The sequence below is a fragment of the Bordetella tumulicola genome, assembly GCF_965138755.1.
GTDB lineage: Bacteria > Pseudomonadota > Gammaproteobacteria > Burkholderiales > Burkholderiaceae_B > Bordetella_A > Bordetella_A tumulicola.
The window spans coordinates 38,447-61,733 of sequence record NZ_CBCSFP010000015.1; the positions used below are offsets into that span (position 1 = coordinate 38,447).

24 protein-coding genes and 2 tRNA genes are annotated in these 23,287 nt (G+C 60.7%); 15 read left to right on the plus strand and 11 right to left on the minus strand.

The genetic code is table 11. The features are described 5' to 3' along the window. Window positions 1-71: 71 nt before the first annotated feature. Together ACNAZS_RS24560 and ACNAZS_RS24565 are read left to right on the plus strand one after the other, a co-directional pair. Window positions 72-2,192, plus strand: coding sequence for a bifunctional 2',3'-cyclic-nucleotide 2'-phosphodiesterase/3'-nucleotidase (locus ACNAZS_RS24560; protein ID WP_415793166.1), 2,121 nt, complete (start codon window positions 72-74; stop codon window positions 2,190-2,192). A 401-nt stretch (window positions 2,193-2,593) separates the two neighbouring features. After that, on the plus strand, window positions 2,594-3,481 hold the full coding sequence (locus ACNAZS_RS24565; protein ID WP_415793167.1) for a bactofilin family protein: 888 nt from the start codon (window positions 2,594-2,596) through the stop codon (window positions 3,479-3,481). A 10-nt stretch (window positions 3,482-3,491) separates the two neighbouring features. On the opposite strand, the gene ACNAZS_RS24570 is transcribed toward ACNAZS_RS24565, so the two are convergent. After that, a complete protein-coding gene (locus ACNAZS_RS24570; protein ID WP_415793168.1) occupies window positions 3,492-3,905 on the minus strand; it encodes a GreA/GreB family elongation factor in 414 nt (137 codons plus the stop codon). A gap of 344 nt (window positions 3,906-4,249) precedes the next feature. Beyond that, window positions 4,250-4,325 (minus strand) — tRNA-Asn (locus tag ACNAZS_RS24575). Between the two features lie 212 nt (window positions 4,326-4,537). Between ACNAZS_RS24575 and ACNAZS_RS24580 the strand changes: the two genes are divergently transcribed. Then, a tRNA-Thr gene (locus tag ACNAZS_RS24580) sits at window positions 4,538-4,613 on the plus strand. Window positions 4,614-4,681: 68 nt separating this feature from the next. Here ACNAZS_RS24580 and maiA read toward each other — a convergent pair. Genes maiA through ACNAZS_RS24595 form a run of 3 tightly spaced genes read right to left on the minus strand, consistent with a single transcriptional unit; the run spans window position 4,682 to window position 6,816 of the window. Then, complete coding sequence (gene maiA, locus ACNAZS_RS24585; protein ID WP_415793169.1) at window positions 4,682-5,326, minus strand: maleylacetoacetate isomerase; 645 nt, start codon at window positions 5,324-5,326, stop codon at window positions 4,682-4,684. A gap of 24 nt (window positions 5,327-5,350) precedes the next feature. Further along, window positions 5,351-6,337 (minus strand): 4-hydroxy-3-methylbut-2-enyl diphosphate reductase, encoded by a 987-nt coding sequence (gene ispH, locus ACNAZS_RS24590; RefSeq protein WP_415793170.1) that lies wholly within the window; start codon window positions 6,335-6,337, stop codon window positions 5,351-5,353. Further along, complete coding sequence (locus ACNAZS_RS24595) at window positions 6,337-6,816, minus strand: FKBP-type peptidyl-prolyl cis-trans isomerase (protein ID WP_415793172.1); 480 nt, start codon at window positions 6,814-6,816, stop codon at window positions 6,337-6,339. Before ACNAZS_RS24595 ends, ispH begins: the two co-directional genes overlap by 1 nt. A gap of 226 nt (window positions 6,817-7,042) precedes the next feature. Here ACNAZS_RS24595 and radC point away from each other — a divergent pair, with 226 nt between their 5' ends. From radC to ACNAZS_RS24625, 6 genes are all read left to right on the plus strand, one after another. After that, complete coding sequence (gene radC, locus ACNAZS_RS24600) at window positions 7,043-7,720, plus strand: RadC family protein (RefSeq protein WP_415793173.1); 678 nt, start codon at window positions 7,043-7,045, stop codon at window positions 7,718-7,720. A 109-nt stretch (window positions 7,721-7,829) separates the two neighbouring features. Beyond that, window positions 7,830-8,459: an arylformamidase gene (gene kynB, locus ACNAZS_RS24605; RefSeq protein WP_415793174.1), complete on the plus strand. Its 630-nt coding sequence runs from the start codon at window positions 7,830-7,832 to the stop codon at window positions 8,457-8,459. A gap of 63 nt (window positions 8,460-8,522) precedes the next feature. Next, entirely contained in the window at window positions 8,523-9,371 is an 849-nt protein-coding gene (kynA, locus tag ACNAZS_RS24610) for a tryptophan 2,3-dioxygenase (RefSeq protein ID WP_415793175.1), read from the plus strand. A 179-nt stretch (window positions 9,372-9,550) separates the two neighbouring features. Continuing rightward, window positions 9,551-9,817 carry a type B 50S ribosomal protein L31 gene (locus tag ACNAZS_RS24615; protein WP_415793176.1) on the plus strand — a complete coding sequence of 89 codons (267 nt, stop codon included), beginning with the start codon at window positions 9,551-9,553 and terminating at the stop codon, window positions 9,815-9,817. A gap of 118 nt (window positions 9,818-9,935) precedes the next feature. Further along, window positions 9,936-11,666, plus strand: coding sequence for an ArnT family glycosyltransferase (locus ACNAZS_RS24620; protein WP_415793177.1), 1,731 nt, complete (start codon window positions 9,936-9,938; stop codon window positions 11,664-11,666). Further along, on the plus strand, window positions 11,663-13,084 hold the full coding sequence (locus ACNAZS_RS24625; protein ID WP_415793178.1) for an MATE family efflux transporter: 1,422 nt from the start codon (window positions 11,663-11,665) through the stop codon (window positions 13,082-13,084). Before ACNAZS_RS24620 ends, ACNAZS_RS24625 begins: the two co-directional genes overlap by 4 nt. Here the strand turns inward: ACNAZS_RS24625 and ACNAZS_RS24630 are convergent. From ACNAZS_RS24630 to alr, 5 genes are all read right to left on the minus strand, one after another. Then, window positions 13,051-13,287 carry a hypothetical protein gene (locus ACNAZS_RS24630; RefSeq protein ID WP_415793179.1) on the minus strand — a complete coding sequence of 79 codons (237 nt, stop codon included), beginning with the start codon at window positions 13,285-13,287 and terminating at the stop codon, window positions 13,051-13,053. The genes ACNAZS_RS24625 and ACNAZS_RS24630 overlap by 34 nt on opposite strands. A gap of 84 nt (window positions 13,288-13,371) precedes the next feature. Next, entirely contained in the window at window positions 13,372-14,151 is a 780-nt protein-coding gene (locus tag ACNAZS_RS24635; protein WP_415793180.1) for a sulfite exporter TauE/SafE family protein, read from the minus strand. A gap of 61 nt (window positions 14,152-14,212) precedes the next feature. Then, the gene (gene radA, locus ACNAZS_RS24640; protein ID WP_415793181.1) at window positions 14,213-15,574 is read right to left on the minus strand and encodes a DNA repair protein RadA; all 1,362 of its coding nucleotides are present in this window, start codon (window positions 15,572-15,574) and stop codon (window positions 14,213-14,215) included. A gap of 110 nt (window positions 15,575-15,684) precedes the next feature. Then, window positions 15,685-16,401, minus strand: coding sequence for an SDR family oxidoreductase (locus ACNAZS_RS24645; protein WP_415793183.1), 717 nt, complete (start codon window positions 16,399-16,401; stop codon window positions 15,685-15,687). A 22-nt stretch (window positions 16,402-16,423) separates the two neighbouring features. Further along, the gene (gene alr, locus ACNAZS_RS24650) at window positions 16,424-17,554 is read right to left on the minus strand and encodes an alanine racemase (RefSeq protein WP_415793184.1); all 1,131 of its coding nucleotides are present in this window, start codon (window positions 17,552-17,554) and stop codon (window positions 16,424-16,426) included. A 114-nt stretch (window positions 17,555-17,668) separates the two neighbouring features. Between alr and hpnC the strand changes: the two genes are divergently transcribed. From hpnC to hpnE, 3 genes are read left to right on the plus strand one after another with little or no spacing between them, the layout of a single operon-like run. Further along, the gene (gene hpnC / locus ACNAZS_RS24655; RefSeq protein ID WP_415793185.1) at window positions 17,669-18,493 is read left to right on the plus strand and encodes a squalene synthase HpnC; all 825 of its coding nucleotides are present in this window, start codon (window positions 17,669-17,671) and stop codon (window positions 18,491-18,493) included. A 47-nt stretch (window positions 18,494-18,540) separates the two neighbouring features. Continuing rightward, entirely contained in the window at window positions 18,541-19,407 is an 867-nt protein-coding gene (hpnD, locus tag ACNAZS_RS24660; RefSeq protein ID WP_415793186.1) for a presqualene diphosphate synthase HpnD, read from the plus strand. Beyond that, window positions 19,404-20,720 carry a hydroxysqualene dehydroxylase HpnE gene (gene hpnE / locus ACNAZS_RS24665; RefSeq protein ID WP_415793187.1) on the plus strand — a complete coding sequence of 439 codons (1,317 nt, stop codon included), beginning with the start codon at window positions 19,404-19,406 and terminating at the stop codon, window positions 20,718-20,720. Before hpnD ends, hpnE begins: the two co-directional genes overlap by 4 nt. Window positions 20,721-20,729: 9 nt before the next feature. Here the strand turns inward: hpnE and crcB are convergent, their stop codons facing one another. Then, window positions 20,730-21,113, minus strand: a complete 384-nt coding sequence (gene crcB / locus ACNAZS_RS24670; RefSeq protein WP_415793188.1) for a fluoride efflux transporter CrcB — start codon at window positions 21,111-21,113, stop codon at window positions 20,730-20,732. Window positions 21,114-21,178: 65 nt separating this feature from the next. Here crcB and ACNAZS_RS24675 point away from each other — a divergent pair, with 65 nt between their 5' ends. Genes ACNAZS_RS24675 through ACNAZS_RS24685 form a run of 3 tightly spaced genes read left to right on the plus strand, consistent with a single transcriptional unit; the run spans window position 21,179 to window position 23,175 of the window. Continuing rightward, window positions 21,179-21,808 (plus strand): PepSY-associated TM helix domain-containing protein, encoded by a 630-nt coding sequence (locus ACNAZS_RS24675; RefSeq protein ID WP_415793189.1) that lies wholly within the window; start codon window positions 21,179-21,181, stop codon window positions 21,806-21,808. A gap of 22 nt (window positions 21,809-21,830) precedes the next feature. Beyond that, entirely contained in the window at window positions 21,831-22,346 is a 516-nt protein-coding gene (locus ACNAZS_RS24680) for a DUF2271 domain-containing protein (RefSeq protein WP_415793190.1), read from the plus strand. 28 nt (window positions 22,347-22,374) lie between these two features. Then, window positions 22,375-23,175, plus strand: coding sequence for a DUF4198 domain-containing protein (locus ACNAZS_RS24685; RefSeq protein WP_415793191.1), 801 nt, complete (start codon window positions 22,375-22,377; stop codon window positions 23,173-23,175). The last annotated feature ends 112 nt before the right edge of the window (window positions 23,176-23,287 follow it).

Here is a 23,287-nt window from a genome sequence, read left to right on the forward strand (position 1 = left end):
CCGTCACACCGCAGTCAGCATTGTCCCCAATACTCGGAAACTCTCATTGATCACTACATCAGGAGCTTCCGATGTCTGTACGCGTGCCGTTCTTCAACGCTCGTAAAGGGTTACCGCGGGTAATGCTTGCGCTAGTATTAGCAGGCTCTCTCTCTGCTTGCAGCAACAGCGATGACTCCGACGACGACGATGACGCACCGCCGTCAGCACACCAGGAAAAGGCAACGGCGAACCTGACCTTGCTCGCGACCACCGACCTGCATTTCAATGCCCGCAGCTACGACTACTTTAAGTTAGCCGAAGACCCCACCTACGGTTTTGAACGCACCGCCACGCTAATTCGCGCCGCGCGCGAAGAGTTCCCAAACACCGTACTGGTCGATAACGGCGATACCATTCAGGGTACGGCACTGGCCGACTATGAGGCCCAGGTCTCTCCCATTACCTGCAGCCAGCAATTGTCCATGTATAGAGCCATGGGCGTATTGCAATACGATGCTGGCACACTGGGTAACCACGAATTCAATTACGGCCTGCCCTTCCTGAACCAAGTGCTGGGCGGCGGCCTGAAGGTCGAAGGCGTAGATGCCGAGCTGGAATGCTCGGGCCCCGGCTTTCCGATGACGTTGGCCAACGTGGAAAGCGTGGCGAGCGGCGAAGAGCTACTGCCGCCCCATATCATCCTGGAACGTGAAATCACGGCCACCCAAGAAGACGGCGACGAAGTGACCCTGCCGATCAAGATCGGCGTGATCGGCCTGACCACACCCGGCATCATGAACTGGGACAAGCGCTACCTGGATGGCAAAGTCACTATTAACGACGGACGTGCCGCCGCGCAAGCCCAGGTCGCCGAGGCTCGCGCAGAAGGCGCCGATCTGGTTTTCGTACTGCTGCATGGCGGTATGAGTGACGCAGATTACTCCGCGGATATGGAAAACCCCGGTTTGTATATCGCACAGATCCCCGGCGTCGACGGGCTGATCATGGGGCACCAGCACAATACGTTTCCCGATCGCGGCAATAGCCCGGCCTATACCTACACCGGCGTAGACAACGTGGCAGGCACCGTACACGGCGTACCCACCGTCATGGCCAGCTCGTGGGGCAAGGGACTGGGCGTCATTGACTACTCGCTGAACTGGGACGGTAAAGCGTGGCAGATCGACACCCCCAAGACCACTGCCGAAGTGCGCACTATCCAAAGCACGGACGCCAATGGCGCGTCGCAATTCGTCGCGGCCGACTCGGTCGTGGCGGCATCGGTGCAGACACAACACGAGGCCGCCGTCGAGTACGTCAAGACGCCTATCGGTTCCTCTGACTTTCGCATGAGCACGCTGTTTGCCGATGTTGGCGATCCGGGCGCCATTCAATTGGTGAACCAGGCCCAACAGGCTTACGTGAGCGACTATGTTGCAGCCAATTTGCCGCAATATGCCAACGTGCCCGTGCTGTCGATCAGCGCACCGTTCAAGGCAGGGTTCCAGGGTGGTGGCGACTACACCGACGTGGCCTCGGGCGCACTGGCCATCTACCATGCGGCAGACCTGTACCTCTATCCCAACACCGTGTATGCCGTGAAGGTCACTGGCGCAGAACTCAAGCTTTGGCTGGAAAACGCGGCACTGCGCTTTAATCAGATCAATCCCGCCTCAACACAGGATCAGTGGCTGATCAAAGACACCAAAACAGGCCAGGTCCCGGCTGGGGAATCTGCTTTCGCTGGTTATAACTTTGATATGTTCACGACGCCGGATCTGCAGTACGAAATCGATATCACCCAACCTTCAGGGAACCGCATTAAAAACCTGACCTATCGCAACGTGCCCGTTGATGGCAAAGATTTCATCGTCGCCACCAACAATTATCGCGCCGAGAGCAGCGCTCGCTACATACTGGGCGACGGCAATGAGTTTGATATCGTCTATGCCTCGCCCGATACAAACCGCGACGTAGTGATCAACTACATCAAAGAAAACCCACAGATCACCCGCATGGCAAATGGTGCCGCCCGCAGTTGGCGCTTTACACCCGTCAATACCGCTGGCGCCGTGCTGTTCAAATCGGGCAAAGACTCGCTTAGCGTCGCGCAAGCCGCACGCCTGACGGAAATCTCGCTGGTAAGCGCTGATGACGGGTCAGGCGAAGGTCGGGCGGTCTACCGCATTGATCTATCGTCGACGAACTAAAGACGCCGCCAGACCCAGCGTCCCCATCAGAATGCCCTGCGGGTCGAGCGGCTGCTCGGCCCGCAGAAGCAGGCTGAGACGCTCGGCGGTGTACAAACTCGTTGACCTGGGCCTACAATCGGCGTTATGCACAGTCGTCAGCCCTATTCACGCACCCCGCTGCGTGTAATGTCCACCACACGGTGGGCCATCTGGCGTGCGCCACGATCTCGGTCCACAAACGCCGGCCCGGCTGCGGCTTTCGCCGCACTTGACTAAGCCCGGCGACCCCCCACTTTTTTTCTTGCGCAACGCCTAGGTCGTCGGGCCCCTCCCGCGCGAATCGGTGTCCGCTCGCCTTTCTCGGGCCCGGCACACCCACATGGCCCGCCTCACATCGAGCGGGCCGACCCAGGACTCGCATGGACATCACCAAGGATTTCATCAAACTCAAACAGCCCTGCGCGGATGGCTTTCGCTGGTATCTGCGGCACGCGCCGCCGCACGGCACCTATCAGCAACTACTCGACGCGCTCGTCGCGGATGGCCGCAGCAAAGACGCGCACTGGCTCTTGGATCAATTCGGCCCGACAGATGCCGTACTGGAACTCGATCACCTGGACGCACAAGATTTTGTCTTTGCCGGCGCGGTGACCGTACGCGGCACCCTGGAAGTCACTGGCACGCTACGCACCGGACGCGGCATTCGCGTAGGGGGCGGGATGCGTGTGGACGGCCACCTGCAAGCGGGAGACGACGTGCACTGCGGTGGCGCATTGCTGTGCGGCGACGCGCTGCACGTCAATGGCCGCGTACACGCGGCATGGAACGTTCTCGTGCAAGGGGAGACCGAGTGCGAAGACATCCGCGCCGGCTGGGACTTCATCTCTGTTGGCCCGGCACGAGTACGTGGCGCAGTGCAAGTGGGCCAGCAATTGCAAGTCACCTCGCTACATTGCGACAAAGGGATTCGCGTGGGCGGAGACGTCATCAGCGATGCAGACCTGATGACGCGCCAAGGCATAGAGTGTGGCGGTGCAATCACCTGCGGCGGACACCTCTATGCGGGCTGGGGCATCAAGGCGCTGGAACAGATCACGGCCGCTGGCACCATCAGCGCGGGGGAAAGCCTATATACCGAAGGCGAGGTTTGCGCAGGTGACGGCTACGGCGTTTACGCAGGCCTGCAAGTGCCCGAACATGCATGGGAAAGCAGCGCGAGAGTCCACGCGTGCCGCCGTCCCGAGAGCTTGCGCAGCGGCCACTGGGCCCACGCATCCTTTGACAACCAAGAAAGCACGGCGTCGTGAACGCGAAGGATCAGAGCGCCAGCTCCCCGCTGGCCTCAGGCTGAAACAACAGCGACTCGATATGCAGTGTCGAGGTTGTGCCGCCCACATCCGCCCAGGACACGGTCTCACCCACACGACGCCCTAATAGTTGCCCACCAACCAAAGAGAGCACGGACAAGAATCCCTTGGCGGCGTCAGCCTCGCCCGGATAGCAAATGGTGATCTGACGAACGTCGCCGTCCTGGTCGCGCACGCTCAGCCGGGAATTCACCGTCACGACGTCGCCGGGAATATCACTGGGCATCAAAAAATCGCCCTCATCGAAACCCTCTAACAGCGTGTGGGGCAAGCCATCGTGCGCAGAAAAGCGCGCGGCAAGACGCTCGATGCGAACACGATCGAGTTCGGAAAAAATGCGGTCGGTATTGAGTGCAGCGGACATACGGGACTCCTGGCAGATAGAAAAAGAAATCGGTGTATCTGACTTGGCCCGGCAGCAAACTCCCGAGGAAGGAGCCTTAGATTGTCGCCGGGCTTAGGAGTCTGAGCCGGCGTCGTGAACCGTATTGAACGGGCGCGCGCCAACCACGCGCCGAAAACCGGCGCAACAGGTGCCAACGATAGCGAAGGGGAATCGACTAGCCGCGTTCATATCAGGATGGTACCCCATTGGCGGAGTGAAATACCGCAGGAGGGCGTTAGAAATCGAGATCTAGCCAGAAAGGCGAGACAAAAGCGAAAAACCGCCGGCTAAGGCGGTTTATCTTTTTGATTTCTTTAGTTTTTTGGCTCCCCGAGCAGGGCTCGAACCTGCGACCTGCGGATTAACAGTCCGTCGCTCTACCGACTGAGCTATCGGGGATCAACTACAGAAATGAGATTATGAACTAGTTATTTGAAGTATGCAAGTCGCCCCAAAACGCCCTATCCTGTTTTCTTGACGACGATGAATTTGAATCTGAACAAAAAATTTTGGGGCATGCCATCTGCACCAGACAAAAATCTCTGATATGATTTCGGTCTTTGGTGCTGCGCCATGGGCGCAATACTGGCAAAGGCACAACGCTGATGCACGCCGGCATAGCTCAGTTGGTAGAGCAGCGCATTCGTAATGCGAAGGTCGGGGGTTCGACTCCTCTTGCCGGCACCAGATTCCAAACAAAAAGGCCATCCCTCGGGATGGCCTTTTTGTTGTTGCGGGCGTGCTGCGCAGCAGCCCTATTCTGCGTCGGGCTGCTTTTCTGGCACAGCGAGATCGAAGGCCTGGATTTCGCGGCAGGCTGCATCGATACGCACCACTGTGGGCATGGCGGAAAGATCACAATCCAGACGGCGAGCGTTGAACACCTGAGGCACCAGGCACAAATCAGCCAGACTCGGCGTATCTCCGTGGCAAAACTTGCCAGTGGCCGACGAGCCGGCCAACATCGATTCGACAGCGCCCATACCTAACGTGACCCAATGCCGATACCAAGCGTTTCTTGCATCATCGCTGGCCTGCAGTTCGTGTTTCAGGTACTTGAGCACCCGCAGGTTATTCAGGGGATGCGTATCGCAGGAGATGATTTGCGCGATGCTGCGCACGCGCGCTCGGCCGGCCGGATCTGCAGGCAATAGCGCAGGCTGCGGATGGGTTTCGTCCAGGTACTCGATGATCGCCATGGACTGACCAATCGACACGTCGCCATCAACGAGCGTCGGGACCAGCGCGGAGGGGTTGAGATCACGGTACGAATCGGACAGATGTTCGCCACCGTTTTTCAGCAAATGCACACCCAGGTATTCGTAAGACAGGCCTTTCAGATTGAGCGCAATGCGCACACGATAGGCGGCCGAACTGCGAAAATAGCTGTACAACTGCATGAGATCTCCTGGCAAGTAAAAAGACTATTCCGCCGCGGTTGCGTCGGACGCTGGCGCGGCCTTGCGTGACAAGCCCTTGGGCAACGGAAAGGCGACGTTTTCTTCCAGGCCCGGCATCGTGCGTACCGATACCGCACCCAGCTCTTTCAAGCGCTGGATCACCTGCTGCACCAACACCTCGGGCGCCGAGGCTCCCGCCGAAATACCGATACGCTGGCGACCTACCAGCCACGCAGGATCGATAGATGCCGCTCCGTCGACGAGATAAGCGTCAATGCCGATGCGTTCGGCGACCTCGCGTAGGCGATTGGAGTTGGAGCTGTTAGGGCTGCCCACGACCAGCATCAAGTCACAGTTGGGAGCCAATACCTTGATGGCGTCCTGACGGTTTTGGGTGGCGTAGCAGATGTCGCTTTTCTTGGGCTCGACGATATCCGGAAAACGCGCGCGCAATGCCGAGGACACAGCGGCGGCATCGTCGACCGACAAAGTCGTCTGCGTCACAAAAGCAAGATTGGAGGGATTCGTCACCTGCAGATTGGCGACATCGTCAGCGGTCTCGACCAGGTACATGCCCCCCTGAGCCTGCCCCAACGTACCCTCGACCTCGGGGTGGCCCTTGTGGCCGATCATGATGATTTCCCGACCGGCTGCGCGCATACGAGAGACCTCGATGTGCACTTTGGTCACCAGCGGGCAGGTTGCATCGAACACCTGCAACCCCCGGGTCTCGGCCTCTCGGCGCACGGCCTTGGACACCCCATGCGCGGAAAACACCACAATCGCGCCGGCTGGCGCCTGATCGAGCTCATCAATAAAGATGGCGCCCTTTTCGCGTAGATCCTGGACGACATAACGATTGTGCACGATCTCGTGGCGCACATAGATAGGCGCGCCATGCAACTCAAGCGCGCGCTCGACAATATCAATAGCCCGATCGACGCCCGCACAGAAGCCACGCGGCTGAGCCAGCACGACCTCGGCGTTAGTGCCGGTAACCGGAGACGTCATCACATCACCCCTAAAATTTCGACCTCGACCCGCAATGCCGTGCCCGCCAAGGGATGATTGAAGTCGAACAATGCCCAGTCGGGCTCAAGCTGCTTGAGCACGCCCGAATAGCGCCCGCCGTTGGGCGCGGCGAACTCGACGAGGTCACCGGGCTCGAAGGTGGCGTCGGCGCCAGCGTGCTCCGTCAACATGGCGCGCGTGATTTTTTGAATCAAATCGGGATTGCGATCGCCGTAGGCCTGGGCGGGCTCCAGCGTAACGCTAAAGCGCTCGCCCTCGGCGTGACCCAGCAAGGCGGCCTCAAGACCCGGCGCCCATTGGCCACCGCCCATCTGCAGCGTCGCCGGGCGACCGTCAAAAGTGTCGGTAAATACCGACCCCTCCGCAGGCCCGGAAGCCAGCACGATGCGATAGTGCAGCGTGAGATAGGAATCGGGGCGGACGAGAAGGGTCGCCTGATCGGCGGAGGTGGCGCTCAAAATGGTTCACCAAGAAATAGTAACGATAAGACCTGATTTTAGAACGTCTTGGCTGAATCGGCAGACACAGGGTGCTACAAGACGCTGGCGTACTTCTGCGACTGGATAAAAACGATCACTCACACGCCTCTCATTTGCTCCTCTGGCATTCTGATCATCTGTCGACTTTTTCCTGGTGCCGCCAACGACATCGGCCCAAAGGTCGGAGCTTGAAAGGAGCAATTCAATGAGCTTGCCCCACGACCTGCCAGAACACGAACGCCCCCGTGAGCGCCTGCTGCGCCACGGGGCCGGCGCATTACGCGACGCCGAACTACTGGCGCTGGCGCTACGTACTGGCACGCGTAGCAGTACCGCCATCGACATGGGGAGTCAGCTGATGCGGCACTATGGCGGATTGCGCGGCCTGTTTGCCGCCTCCCCTCAGGAACTGATGTCCCTGCCCGGGCTGGGCGCCGCCAAGGCCGGTTCGTTGGCCGCTGTCCTGGAGCTGGCACGGCGCGTGGCCGAGGAGCGACTTGCTCACAAACACGTGTTGTCCCAACCCGCCAGCGTCAAGCAGTATTTTCAGACGGCGCTCATGCACCGCACGATCGAACACTGCCTGGCCCTGTACCTGGACAATCAGCTCAACCTGATTGCCACCGGTGAGCTGGCCCGCGGCACCCTGACCCAGGCATCGGTCTACCCACGCGAGGTGGTACGCGAAGCCCTGCGACACCACGCGGCCGCCATAATCCTGGCGCACAACCATCCGTCGGGTGTCGCACGACCGAGCGAATCGGACCACAAATTCAACCAGCACCTCAAACAAGCCCTGGCATTGGTGGACATCCGATTAGTCGATCACCTGATCATTGCCGGCAATGATGTTGTGTCCATGGCGGAGCTTGGCCTGTTGTAGTTGTCCCTATTGCTATTGACGGTCGCCCTGACTATCCTGAACCCAGACCTGTACGCCCCCCCTGGCCATACGGGCTTTTCACCTGTAACGCTCTCCCCACTCTCCATTCATGAAGCGTATTTGGGATATTTCTCCGCCGGTATCGGCCCGCTCGCCCGTATTCCCGGGCGATACGCCGTATCGCCAGCAATGGAAATGGACACTGACGCCGGATTGCCCGGTGAATGTCAGCGAAATCACCCTGTCACCCCACATCGGCGCCCACGCCGATGCACCACTGCACTACGGCAATGACGAGCCCTCCATCGGCCAGGTGCCGCTAGCGCCCTTCTTAGGCCCTTGCCGGGTCATCCATGCACTGGATTGCGGGCCCCTGATCCTGCCCGAACACCTGGAACACGCAACCACCGACCTCCCCCCGCGTGTCTTGGTACGCACGGCCCGCCACGCGGCGTTGGACTGGTGGACGGACGACTTTGCGGCCTATGCGCCACACACCATTGAATGGCTGGCCAATCACGGCGTCATGCTGATCGGTCTGGATACTCCCAGCATCGACCCGGCATCCAGCAAGACCCTGGACAGCCATCACGTCATCCTGCGGCGCGATATCCGCGTATTGGAAAACCTGCTGCTCGATGAGGTGACCGAAGGCGATTACGAGCTCATCGCCCTGCCGCTGGCACTGATCCAGGCCGATGCCAGCCCGGTGCGCGCCATTTTGCGCGAACTGGGCTGATCCTCTCCTGAGGTTGCCCCTCTCTTTCGCGGCAATCCTATTGTCTGGCAAGACCATCTATCTATGAACGCTTCCGAAACTCCCGAGCACATCGTTCACCAGGAAAAAGCCCAACTCGATTTTTCCAGGGACATGTCCTATAGCGACTATCTGCATCTGGACGAGCTCCTGGGCGCTCAGCATCCGTTGTCCCCCGAGCACAACGAGATGTTGTTTATCGTGCAACATCAAACGAGCGAACTATGGATGAAGCTCATGCTGCACGAGCTACAGGCCGCGATCGCCCACGTCGCGCAGGACAAATTACCGCCGGCCTTCAAGATGCTTGCCCGGGTCAGCAAAATCCTGGAGCAGTTAGTCCACGCCTGGGACGTACTTGCCACCATGACTCCCCCGGAATACTCGGCATTGCGTCCGTATCTGGCACGCTCGAGTGGTTTTCAAAGCTATCAGTACCGGCAAATCGAATTTTTCCTCGGAAACAAGAATGCCGCGATGCTCAAGCCGCATACACACCGGCCCGATCTGCTGGCGCTGGTCGAGGCGGCTTATCGTGCCCCGTCGCTTTACGATGAGTCGCTGCGTTTGTTGGCGCGCAACGGACTGACGATCCCCACCAGCCACCTGCAACGCGACTGGACCCAGCCCTACCAGGCCGACCCCGTCGTCGAGGCCGCGTGGCTGACTGTTTATCGCGAGCCCGACCAGTACTGGGACCTGTATCAACTCGGCGAAAAGCTCACCGACCTGGAAGACGCTTTCCGGCAGTGGCGTTTTCGACACGTAACGACTGTCGAGCGCGTGATCGGCTTTAAGCGCGGCACGGGCGGTACCTCTGGCGTGGGTTTTTTGCGGAAAATGCTGGATGTGGTGCTATTTCCGGAGATCTGGACACTACGCACAAGCCTCTGAATCCGCGCAAATCACCGAAATTAGTGTTAGAATACACAGTTGCTTCCTGGATACGTGGCCTTCGGATGCTGACTCTGCCGGACGACTTGTCAATAACTTGTCGCTCAGGCTGGGTGAGAGACCCTGCTAGGCTGGCGACCCGCTAACCCCCGGCCAGACCGGAAGAACCGGAATTAATCATGAAAGAAAGCATCCACCCCGAATACCGCGAAGTGGTGTTCCTGGACCAGCAAACGGGCAACAAGTTTATCTCCCGTTCCACGCTGCACTCCCGCGAAACCATCGAAATCGACGGCACGAGCTACCCGCTCTTCAAGTGCGACGTTACGTCCGAGTCCCACCCCTTTTACACGGGTGCACAAACCCGTCTCGTCGAAACCGGCCGCGTTGAAAAATTCCGCGCCCGCTTCGCCCGTACGGCTGGCACGGTCAAGTCCGCGTCGTAAACTGGCGTCTCCCAAGATGCTCAAAAAAGCAGCCTTCGGGCTGCTTTTTTTTCCATATTGATCCAATCGATCCCCTTTTCAGGGCCACAGGCCCGGACTGCTCAGTTACATTAGCTCCGTGTCTCCGATAACGCACTCTACTCCGGCCCGACTGACCGCCTCGGCCACGACCAAACTCCCCCGGCTCGTGCTGTTGGGGCTGGCGGTGGCCTACATCCTGGCCGGCCTGTTCATGCGCGATCCCTGGAAGACGGATGACGCGGTCGGCCTGGCCACGATGATCACCGCACTGCGCGAAGGGGGGGCCTCGTGGCTCTGGCCCCAGGTCGGCCAACTGGCCTATGCCGAAGAAGGCCCCCTGATCACCTGGGCGGGGGCCATCAGCATGTATCTGTTTGGCCCATGGCTCGGCGACATCACGGCCGGCAGGCTACCGAACTTGCTCTGGTTCACCATCGCGACCAGCAGCGTTTGGTACGGCACCTATTTGGTCGGCCGTCGTACCGAGGCGCAACCCCTGGCCCTGCCCTTTGGCGGTGAGCCTGCGGCACGCGATTATGGCCGGATGCTGGCCGATGCAGCCCTGCTCTTGCTGCTGGCGACGGTAGGTATCCTGCAACGCACGCATGAAACGTCGGTGGTGCCCGCCAATATGGCTTGGCAGGCACTGTCGTTTTATGGCATGGCACGTATGCTGGATCGCCCTGCCTCTGGCGCCGTCACCCTGGGCTTTGCCCTGGCGGCCAGTTTTCTCACCAGGGGCTGGGTCGGCGCACTGCCCGTCATGTTGGGTGCCCTGGTAGCGTTTTATCCGCGCAGCGCACTCTGGCCACAGCGCCGATGGCTGAGCTTGGCCATTGGCGTCTCGGTGGCGTTGATTCTGGCCTGGTGGATCCCGGCCTCACAGGGCAGCGACTACTGGATCAGCAACTGGAAAACCTGGAATATCAACTCGTTTTCGTGGCCCGACCTGTCAGCCGTCGGCCGCACGCTGCGCGATTTGCCCTGGTACTTGTGGCCCACCTGGCCGCTGGCGCTACTGGCAGTTTGGCGTTGGCGCGGGTGGCTCTATGCGCCCCATATCTGGCTGGCGTTGGCGCTTGCGGCATTTGCTGCCGTCGAGCTGATTTTCCTCGCAGCACCCACCGACGCGGAATTCATCATGCTGGCCGTGCCGTGCGCCATCTTGGGAGCGTTCTCATTGCCCACCCTGCGTCGCGGCGTCGTCAACACGCTCGACTGGTTCGCAGTGATGTGCTTTTCACTCACCGTGGCGACCTCGTGGCTGGGTTGGATTGCCCTGCATTTCGGTTGGCCGGCGCAAATTTCTCGCAATATTGCTCGCCAGACGGCCGGCTACGAACCTGTGATTTCGTGGGTCGCGTTCTCCATCGCACTGGCCGTGACCGTCGCCTGGGCCCTGCTGGTTCTGTGGCGCCTGCGCTCGCACCCCGCCGTGCTGTGGCGTGGCACGGTACTGTCCGCGGGTGGACTGACCGCTACCTGGATTTTGCTGGTCCTGCTATGGCAACCGGCCGTGGACTATGCGCGCAGTTATCGCGACATGTCGTCCGAGCTCCGCACCGTCCTGGAGCAGCACCGTAAACCCGGCGAATGTGTCCGCGGCCTCAGTGTCGGTAGTGGCCAACGCGCCTCGTTGCTGATTTTCGACAATCTCACCCTGAGCTACGACTCGAAGTGCCCCCTGGTGCTGCAGCAAACCTCGCGCGAACGCCTGAAGGACGGCAATGCCGCCTACAGTGATGGCGCCACCGAACTGTGGCGTGGGGGACGTCGCGCCGACCGTCACGAGATATTCCGTCTGCTGCGCGTTAACCATTCACAATGATCGCTGCTACTTCAACCGCTGGCGGCCTGCGTGCCGCCATGTTGCGTATTACCCGACAGGCCTGGCCCGTCCTGGTCAGTCAATGGGCGGGCATCGCCTTTGGCGTGCTGGACACGGCAATGACCGGCCATGCCAGCGCGGCCGATCTGGCGGCGATGTCATTGTCGATCTCGGTGTATATCACTGTCTTCGTCGGCTTGATGGGCGTCGTGCACGCCTTGATCCCCATTCAGGCACAGCATTTCGGCGCGGGCCGTTACGCCGAGGTAGGCCGTAGCTGGGGTCAAGGGGTATGGCTGGCACTGGGCCTGGCTTTCGTGGGCTGCACGTTGATGATGTTCCCGGATACCTGGTTGTCGTTGTCCGGCGACGTCGCCCCCGAGGTTCGCGAGCGCGTCACGAATTACTTGCGCGCCCTGGCACTCGCCCTGCCGGCAGCACTGATCTTTCGGACCATCTATGCCTTGGGCACGGCCGTGTCGCGCCCCAAAGTCGTCATGGTGATCAACCTGTCGGCCGTCGGCATAAAAGCCTTACTCAACTGGATACTGATCTATGGCCATTTTGGCCTGCCAGCCATGGGCGCCACCGGCGCGGGCCTGGCGACGGCGATCGTGTCCTGGTTAAGCCTGCTGGTCGGCCTATGGGTCATCACGCACGATCGCTACTTTCGCCGTTTTTCGCTTACGCTGGGACGCCCTTCATGGTCGGCGCAGAAAGAGTTGCTGCGTCTGGGGTTGCCAATGGGCGGCTCGTATCTGGTCGAAGTCTCGGCCTTTACCTTTATGGCCTTGTTGGTCGCGCGCGAGGGCACGTATGTCAGCGGCGGCCATCAGATCATGTCCAACCTGGCCGCCCTGTGCTACATGATGCCCATGGCCTTGGGGGTGGCCACCGCCGCCGTGACGGCGCAAGCAATCGGGGCGGGAGACTTGGCTCTCGCCCGACGCAGTGGCCTGGCCGGCATGGCACTAGGACTGCTGGGCGCACTACTGACCTCGACCGTGCTGTTGGCGGGGCGGCCACTGATTTTGGCGGCCTATACGGATGATGCGAATGTGGCAGCCGTCGCCGGCACCTTGCTGACGCTTATTCCGCTCTTTCACTTGTGCGACTCGATGCAGTGCGTCAATTCGTATGTGTTGCGCGCCTACAAAGTCGCGATCGTGCCGCTATTGTTGCAAGTGATCGCGCTGGCCGGTGTCGGCCTGCTAGGGGGATGGTGGTTGGGATTCGGGCCGGGACGTGGTGGATTGGACTGGCTACGTACCCTGCTGCTGCCCGGCTCTCCGACTGGCGCCGGCACGATGTGGCTGATGGCCATGATCGGCCTGGCGCTGTCAGCGACTCTGCTTCATGTTTGGTATTGGAAAATCGTACGCAGCTATCGCGTCGTTTCTGTGCCTGGCGCGGCCTGAGACACGCTCGTGGTGGCACCCTCTTCTTGGGTGGTGCGCGCCGCGTCTGCAACACGCTCTGATCTATCTCGGTCGCGCGTCAGCGTGTGAGAGTCTGGCTCGCCCTCGAGATTTTTCTGGCCCGCATAGACCGGACCGGCAACCAACCCAAGGCACAGGGCGGATTGAAACAAAAAATTGGCGATACGAGTGGGTGTCGTCATACAGGTACTCCTAAAACAAACCGAGCCGACAGCTCGATGTTCGTTAGAGGCGCCAAGAAGCCGTTAGTTCATTGTAAAAAAAAATCAACCCTCGAAGATCAACAGCGCAACGGTCAGAAACAGCATCGCCGCAAAGCAACTGCGCAGTTTGCGCTCGGGCAAACGATAGGCCACCCGCACACCCACGGGTACAAACAGCAAACTGCCTGCGGCGAGCGGCACACCCAGCCACCAGTTGGCTTGGCCTGCCCACGTGTAGGTAATCAGGGCGATCGTAGAGCCCGGGATAATCATCGACAGCGCCAACGCTTGTGCGGAGGTCTGGGATAGACGAAATACGCTCGTCAGGATAGGCACGGCCAGCACTACGCCGCCCACGCCAAAAAACCCGCCCAAGGTGCCGCAAACCACCCCCAGCATCACCGCCCACCCGGACGTCAACACGGGAGCCGGACGGCCCTCCGGGCTTGCGCCTACCGTGACGGCACCCGGCCGTTTGATGATTCGATAGACGTAGAACGTGGCGACAAAAAATAGAAAAATCGCAAAGCTGATCCGCAGGGTACTGGATGGAATGCCCAGCGCCAGTTGAGCGCCAACCCACGTGAATAGCACAGCGCCCACCGCCCCCGCCCCCGCGACCCGACGATCGATACGAACATTCTGGTTGTATTTGCGTACAGCCATCACGATGGTGGGTAACACCATGATCAGCGCGGTCCCTTGGGCGAGTTGCTGAGTCATGTCCATCAGCAATACCAGCGCCGGGATAGCAACCATGCCGCCGCCGATGCCCAATACACCGCCCAAAAACCCAATCAACCCGCCGCATATGAGGCAGATGCCCACTATCCATAGGCTCATGCCCTGATCCTCGTCATGACTATCATCGATGCTGGATGGAAAAAGTGGATGGATTATTCGTTCAGCGTAGCTTGTCCAGCGCGGCATCCAGACGATCGACTGCCCAGACCTCGAGTCCCTCGATGGGCTGGCGCGGCGCATTCGCCTTGGGGATCAACGCCACACTGAAGCCCAATTTGGCCGCTTCGCGTAGCCGCTCCTGCCCACGCGGCGCCGGACGGATTTCACCGGCCAGACCAACCTCTCCGAATGCAATCATGCCGGGTGGCAAGGGTCGGTCGCGCAGCGACGACATGATGGCCAACAACACCGGCAAATCGGCAGCCGGCTCGGTAATGCGCACCCCGCCCACCGCATTGACGAATACATCCTGGTCAAACGTCGAGACGCCCGCGTGGCGATGCAGCACCGCGAGCAACATCGCCAGGCGATTACCTTCCAGCCCGACCGTCAGACGCTTGGGATTCGGTGCATGAGAACTATCGACCAGGGCCTGGATTTCGACAAGCAAAGGACGAGTCCCCTCTTGGGTAGCCATCACGCAAGAGCCCGAGACCTGCTGCTCGTGCTGGGATAAAAACAGGGCGGAAGGATTGGCAACGCCGCGCAGGCCGCGGTCCGTCATGGCAAACACGCCCAACTCGTTGACCGCGCCAAACCGGTTTTTGAACGCCCGAACCAAACGGAACGATGAATGCGTGTCGCCCTCGAAATACAGCACGGTATCGACAATGTGCTCCAGCACGCGTGGCCCGGCCAGGGAGCCGTCTTTGGTGACGTGGCCGATCATGACGATGGCAATGCCCGTTTGCTTGGCCAGGCGCGTTAACTGGGCCGCGCATTCACGGACCTGCGACACTGAACCCGGCGCGGCGGTCAGTTCGCTGCTATATAGCGTCTGAATCGAATCAATGACGGCTACCGTGGGTTTTTGATCGGACACAGCCGCCTGAATGGACTCTAGCCGAATCTCGGCCAAGAGGTTCACATTGCCGGTCTGCAAGCCCAGACGGCGGGCACGCAGCGCCACTTGTTCGGCGGACTCCTCGCCGGTGACATAGAGCACACTCGTCTGCGTCGACAAGCTGGCCAAGGCCTGCAGCAGCAAGGTTGACTTGCCGATGCCGGGATCCCCCCCGATCAATACCACCGCGCCAGCGACCAGGCCGCCGCCTAGAACGCGATCAAACTCATCCAGACCAGTGGGTTGGCGCGGGGTCTCGCGGGCCTCGATATCCGCCAGGCTACGCACAGGGCTGGCCGAGGCGAGCGGCGCATAGCGATGCGTGGCCGCCGCCGGACCCGAGGCCTCAACGGTTTCTTCGAGGGTATTCCAGGCAGAGCAATGCGGGCATTTTCCCTGCCATTTGGGGCTGGTGCCGCCACATTCGGCACAGACGTATACGGTTCGAGGCTTGGCCATGACGTCAGTTTACCCGGCAACTCCGCGTCATTCGTCAGGTCGCCGCGCAATATCGCCACGGATACGTTTGATTTCGCCGCGAAGCGCGAGCGATCTGGCGACGCAGGGCCTCAGCGTCCCGCCAGACTGCCGCCGCCATCCACCCCCAGAACTTGACCGGTAATAAACCCGGCATCGTCCGACAGCAAGAAGGCGATGGCTGCCGCAACCTCGGCGGGGGTACCCAGTCGCTTCATCGGAATGGACGCCAATGCCCGACGCTCCCCCTCGCTACCCGCAGGTTGCGCGACGCGAAACAACTCCGTCTCGACGGGGCCGGGCGCTACCGCGTTGACGGTCACCCCGTACTCGGCCAGCTCGAGGGCCCACGTACGCGTGCATCCGATCAGCGCGCTTTTGGCGGCGGAATAACTGGTACGATCCAGCGCGCCATGGATGGACCGGCTCGTCACGTTGACGATACGCCCCGTACGACGGACCTTCATCGAGTCGACAAACGCCTGTGTCACCTGCACTGCCACGCGCACATTCAGATCCATCACGTTGTACAGCGAGGCCAGATCCACGCCACCCAGCGGTTGGGGCAAAACGACACCCACATTGTTGACGATGGCGTCGACCGGGAATTTTTCGCGAATCTCGCGCAAGACCTCTTCGGTGCGCCCCGCATCCGCCAGGTCACAGCCATACAAATAACCAGGGAAATCGATGTGATCGGTATTGCGAGCGATACCCACGACATGACATCCCTGATCAGCCAACCGTTGCGTCAGCGCCCAGCCGATGCCTTTGGTGGCACCGGTTATCAGCACGCATTTATCCTTCATGGAATCCTCGCTAAATGAATAATCAGGGTATACGCTTGACAGGAACGCGTGGCGCTACCGCACACAATAATTCGTACCCGATGGTGCCGGCGGCCTGCGCCACCTCGTCGACTGCCGGGCCATCCTGCCCCCACAGCGATACCGCGGTACCGACGCCAACGGCCGGGACGTTGCTGAGATCGGCCACCAGCATGTCCATGGACACGCGCCCCAGGAGGCGCGTACGCACGCCGCCCACGACGATCGGCGTGCCTGTCCCGGCATGGCGGGGATAGCCGTCGGCATAGCCGCAGGCCACGACACCGATACGCATCGGATGCTCGGCGCGAAACGTCGCGCCGTAGCCGACCTCGTCGCCCGCGGACAGGTCCTGTATACCAATGATTTCTGAGCGCAACGACATGGCGGGCTGTAAATCCAGCGCGGCCGCGCTCGTGTCATCGAACGGCGACGCGCCATAGAGACAAACGCCGGGGCGCACCCAGTGCGCTTCGTCGTCCTGCCCCACCGCGATCTCGGGATAACGCAATGTTGCTGCCGAGTTGCAAACGCTGATGGGGCCATTGGCCAATTCGTCAGTAATGGACCGAAAGACCTGCAAAGGGCCGGAGACACCTTGCGGGCCATCGGCACACGAAAAATGCATCATTTTGCCGATACTGCCCACCACCCCTTGTTCGCGCAGTTGCATGGCACGCCCGTGCGCGCTGCCGTAGGCGCCAGGCGAAAACCCGAGACGATTCATGCCGCTATTCAGTTTAAGCATGATATCGACCCGACGCGACAAGCGCGCCTGCGACAGCATGTCCAGTTGCTCTCGTGTATGAACCGTCACGGTGAGATGATAGCGATCGACCAACTCGAGATCGACCGGCTGGAAAAACCCCTCGAGCAGCAAAATCGGTCCACCCCACCCGGCCTCACGACAGCGCACGGCCTCGTCAAGATCCAGCATCGCCAGCCCTTGCGCGGCCGAAAATCCGGCCACCGCGGTCTCGATACCATGACCATAACCATTGGCCTTGATCACCGCCCATATGGACGGCGCAGTGCCCGCTGCCGCCTGTGCGGCTTGGTCGAGACGACGTCGCACAACAGCCAGATTGTGACTGAGTGCGGAAACGGAAATAGAGGCGTGTATCGGGCGTGGCATAGGTGAATTCCTGTGGCGCCTAGTCTAACTGATCTCACTGCCCCGATGCATCCGGGATGGGCAGGATGCGCGTAAGCCGATGGGAAATGCAATGCCCGACTAAAATGGCAATCTATGGCTGTCGATCACTATGAAAACTTCCCGGTTGCGTCACTGCTGCTGCCTCGTCGTCTGCGCGAGCCAGTGACAAACATTTACCGGTACGCGCGGGCCGCTGACGATATCGCCGACGAAGGCGACGCCAGCGATGGGCAGCGCCTGTCCAGGCTGGCCGAGTTTCGTGCCGAACTGCATCGCATCGGCGCCGAGCCGGGTGGCGCACCGACGGCGTCACCCACGCTCGCCCCTGTTTTTGCTCCGTTGGCGCGGACGATCGCGCAACACCAACTGCCCATCACGCCGTTTCTCGATCTGCTGTCAGCCTTTGAACAGGACGTGACCGTCAAGCGCTATGAGGATTACGCGGCGTTGCTGGACTATTGCACCCGCTCCGCCAATCCCGTCGGACGGCTGATGCTGCACTTGTATGATGCCGCAACGCCGGACAATCTGGTGCGGGCCGATGAGATTTGCACGGGGCTGCAATTGGTCAACTTCTGGCAAGATGTGCGGGTAGACTGGCGCAAGCAACGCATTTATCTGCCGCGCGAAGACCTGCTTCGATATGGCGTCAGCGACGAGGACCTCGCCGCCTGCCGGTTGACGCCCGCGTGGCGCAACCTGATGGCCTTTCAAATGGCGCGAACGCGAGCACTGCTACACTCAGGCGCTCCGCTGGCCCGTCGCCTGCCTGGCCGTATCGGCCTGGAGCTGCGTCTGGTCGTGCAAGGCGGATTGCGCATTCTCGAGCGAATCGAACGCTGCGGCTATGACGTATTCATGAATCGGCCCGAACTGGGCCCGAAAGACTGGGCCGTCATGCTGTGGCGCTGCCGATAGGTCCGCCCGGCTCGTGCTGACAAACTGATGGGATACTCACCAAACCTATGACGCCTGACGAGTACTGCCAGGAAAAGGCCGCCAAAAGCGGTTCGAGCTTTTACTATTCGTTCCTGTTCCTGCCGCCCGAACGACGCCGTGCCATCACGGCACTGTATGCGTTTTGCCGCGAGGTGGATGACGTGGTCGACGAATGCTCCGACGCGTCGGTCGCCCGAATCAAACTGGCGTGGTGGCGCACGCAAGTCGATCAATTATTCGCGGGACAGGCCGAGCACCCGGTCGCCCAAGCGTTGCTGCCCCATTTGGCATCCTGTGACATCACGCGCGAACGGATGCTGGCCGTGATCGACGGCATGGAAATGGATCTGGACCAGACCCGCTATCTGGACTGGCCCGGCCTGCGCAAATACTGCTGGCATGCCGCCGGTGTCGTGGGCGAACTCTCCGCGGGCGTCTTTGGGTATACCGATCCCCGCACGATGGAGTACGCCGGCAAGCTGGGACTGGCATTTCAACTCACCAATATCATCCGTGACGTCGGCGACGACGCCCGACGCGGTCGCATCTATATCCCCGTTAACGAATTGCAGCAATTCGACGTCAAAGCGGCAGAGATCCTGAACGGGGCCTATTCGGACCGCTTCACCGCGCTGATGAAATTTCAGACCGAGCGCGCCCGGCAACTCTACCAGGAAGCCGCTCAGAGCCTGCCCGAGGCGGACCGCCGTGCACAGCGGCCTGGCCTGATGATGGCAGCGATCTATCACGCGCTGCTCGACGAAATCGAACGGGATAACTGGCAGGTACTCCATCAGCGGATTTCGCTGACCCCGTTGCGTAAATTTTGGCTCGCCTGGAAGACCTGGGTCAGCGGTGGTCGCGGTCTGGTGCGCCGCTTGGCGAAACGATGAAGGTCGCGGTTATCGGTGCCGGCTGGGCGGGCCTGGCGGCTTGTGCCGTCTTGAGAGATGCAGACGCAAATGTCACGGTGTTCGAGGCGGGCCGTACCCCGGGTGGACGTGCACGACGTGTCGTGCATCCGGACTTTGGTGGCCAGTTAGACAACGGCCAACATATTCTGCTGGGAGCCTACGACCAGACGCTGGCGCTCATGCGCCGGCTGGGTCGTAACCCTGACATGCTGCTCATGCGCCGATCATTACGGTTAGCGAGCCTGGACGGGCAGTTTCGCCTCACGGCGCCGGCGTTACCCGCCCCCCTCCATGCCGCGGCGGCGCTACTCGGAGCGCGCGGTCTGTCTTGGCGCAGTCGTATTGCCGCATTGCGCTTCATGCATGGTCTAAAAAAAATGGCCTGGCATCCGCCACGCCATTGGACCGTCGCTCAGTTACTGACACACTTCCAGCAACCCGACGCGCTCGTCGCATCGATTTGGGAACCCCTCTGCCTCGCAGCCCTGAACACCCCGCCCGCCGAGGCCAGCGCTACCCTGTACGCCCGCATTCTGCAAGACAGCCTGACCGGTCACCGCCACAACAGTGATCTGTTGCTGCCCTGTGTGGATCTGTCCGCACTCTGGCCGGATGCCGTAGCGCTGCGCGCCACGATGCGCTATGGCGCGACGGTGCGACAACTGATGCCGCTGGCAAACGGTATTGACGTCAACCGCGAACGTTTTGATGCTGCGGTACTCGCGGTGCCGCCCGCGGTCGCCGCGCGCCTGCTCGAAGACGCCCTGCTGCAGGCCCAATGCCCCGGGCTCCTGAATGCGCTGCAGGCGTTTGATTATTTGCCTATCGCCACCCTGAACCTGCGACTGGCGTCACCCTGGCCGCTGCCGGAACCCATGATGCTGCTGCGCGAAGACAAAGCACGCGGTCATATGGGGCAATGGATTTTTGATCGCTCGCGCCTGACTGGCCGCGCGCCCGGCGCCGAACTGGCCCTCGTGGCCAGTGCCGCCCGCGACTTGGCTGATGCAGACCGCGAGACCGTCATCGGCAACTTGACCACCCAGATTGCCGAACAGGCGGCACGCCATCCCGCCCGGTTGGCACCTATGCCCGCCGTCGAGGCCACCGAGTTGTTCATCGAAAAACGTGCGACCTTTGCGGCCGTACCGGGTCTGGTCCGCCCCCTGAACACGACCCCCTGGCCAACGCTGACGCTAGCTGGCGACTGGACCGACACCGGCTATCCGGGCGTCCTGGAGGGCGCGGTACGCAGCGGCCAGCGGGCCGCACAAATATTGCTCAACCGCTAGCGCGTTTGCTCAACGCAGCACGTGAACGGTCGCCAAGCCCAGCGCCGTCAACGCAAGTGAGCCCAGCAAACTGATCGCGGCATAACCGAACGCAGTGCCAAACGCGCCGCGCTCCAGCATCGCCACCGTCTCCGCCGAAAACGTCGAAAACGTAGTCAGCCCGCCCAAGAAACCCGTCACCGCGGCCAGACGTATCCACTGTGGCCATTCCGGATGGGCCAGCAACACCGCTAACGCCACGCCAATCAGGTACCCGCCGACCAGATTGACGATCAACGTCCCCCAGGGCCAACCGGACGAGTTCAGCCAGACCCCGAGCAACCAGCGCGCGCACGCGCCCACGGCAGCCCCTATCGCGACCGCCAGCACATGGAGTGGAATCAGTGCTTGCATGGCAGTAGTTTGATACTCATTCTCATTTAAATGATAGAATCCGCAGCCTCATCTCTACGTGCGCCATGGACAGTCAACCCCCTTCCCGACGACGGGCCTACTGGCTTAAGACATTGCATCAATGGCATTGGATCAGTTCCGCATTATGCCTGCTCGGTATGCTGTTGTTCGCGATTACCGGCTTGACGCTGAACAATGCCTCGTTGATCAGCGTCAAGCCCGCCGTCACGACGCGCGATGCACAACTGCCTGCCGCGCTGCTGACTCAGCTCAAATCCGTCAATACGAAAGACAAGCACGCATCCGTTCCCGCGCCGATCGCGCACTGGTTGGATACCGAACTTCAGGCCCACGTGAACGGCCGCAACCCTGAATGGTCGCCTGACGAACTCTATATCTCTCTGCCTCGCCCGGGTGGCGACGCGTGGCTGTCGATCGACTTGAACGATGGCCTAGTGGAATACGAACAGACTGACCGGGGCTGGATTTCCTATCTGAACGATCTGCACAAAGGCCGCCATACCGGTACGGCCTGGAGCTGGTTTCTGGATATTTTCGCCATTGCCTGTCTGGTGTTTTCGCTGACAGGGCTGGTGCTGCTGCAATTGCACGGCCGCCAGCGCGCCGGGACCTGGCCGATGGTCGGGTTGGGCGTGGTGATCCCCGTTGTCTTGGCCCTGCTTTTCATTCATTGAATACCGCAAGTCTGGAGAATCTATGCGCAAGCTGCTGTTGTCGGCCCTGCTCGCCGGCCTGATCGTCCGAACGGCCCAGGCCGCCGATCTCGGTCTGAACATTGAGATTCCGCGGCTGGATGTCGCTGAATACCATCGCCCTTACGTCGCCATCTGGCTCGAAAATACCGATCAGAGCGCCGTTGGCGACCTTGCTGTCTGGTACGACGTGGCTAAGAAAAACAACGAGGGCACCGAATGGCTGAAGGACATCCGCCAATGGTGGCGTCGTAGCGGCCGCAACCAGCAATTCCCCGTGGACGGCGTCAGCGGCGCCACGCGTCCGGCCGGCAAGCATGAACTGGCGTTTGCCAGCACGCAAAAGCCGCTGGCCGACCTCAAGCCGGGACGCTATGCCGTGGTGATCGAGGCCTCTCGCGAAGTCGGCGGGCGCGAACTGGTACGCGTGCCGTTCGATTGGCCGCCCACCAAAGCCGAAAGCCTATCCGCCAAGGGCGAGCACGAACTGGGCGCCATTGCCGTCGACCTCAAACCCTGACCATTACAACCCTATTTCTGGAAGACGTATGAAAACTGCCATTCGAATTGCTGCCGCGCTGGCCCTGAGCCTTCCCGTGATCGCTCAAGCGCACGACGCGTGGCTCAAGCCCTCGTCCACCGTGATCTCGGGTACGGAAAGCTGGATCACCGTTGATGGCGCCGTGGGAAACGACAAGTTTTACTTCAACCATGCACCGCTGCGTCTGGACAACCTGGTCATCATCGCACCGGACGGCAAGACGGTTCAGCCCGAAAACGCCAACCGCGGTAAATTGCGCAGCACCTTTGACCTGCAACTGAACCAGGCTGGCACCTATCGCATCGCCGTCGTCAACGACGGCGTCTTTGCGCGCTGGAAAGAAAACGGCAAGGGCAAGCGCTATTTTGGCAAACCCGAAGGCCTGGCCGAAGCCGTGCCCGCGCAGGCGCAAGACTTGGAAATTTCGCAATCCGTTGGCCGTATTGAAACGTTTGCCACGGCAGGCAAGCCCAGCACGCTACCGCCCGTAGGCAAGGGCCTGGAATTGGTGGGCGTCACTCACCCCAATGACCTGTACGCTGGCGAAACCGCGACTTTTCAGATGATGGTTGATGGCAAGCCTGCTTCCAGCCTGGAAGTCACCATTGTTCCAGGCGGCAGCCGTTATCGCGACAAGATCGGTGAAATCGAACTAAAGACCGACAAGGACGGCAAGTTTTCCGTCAAATGGGAAAAACCGGGCCTGTACTGGCTGGAAGCCAGCATCACCGACGACAAGACCACCGTCGAAAAAGCCACCAAGCGTCGCCTCACCTACGTCGCCACGCTGGAAGTTCTGGCACAGTAAGCCGGTGCAGATGGCCTAGCGGTAGATCTCATGGCAGCCAAGCGGGCCCTTACGCCCGTCGCGCCCCCAGGCTATCGAGTCACGTTCTCCGGCTATCCCGCCGGAGAACGTG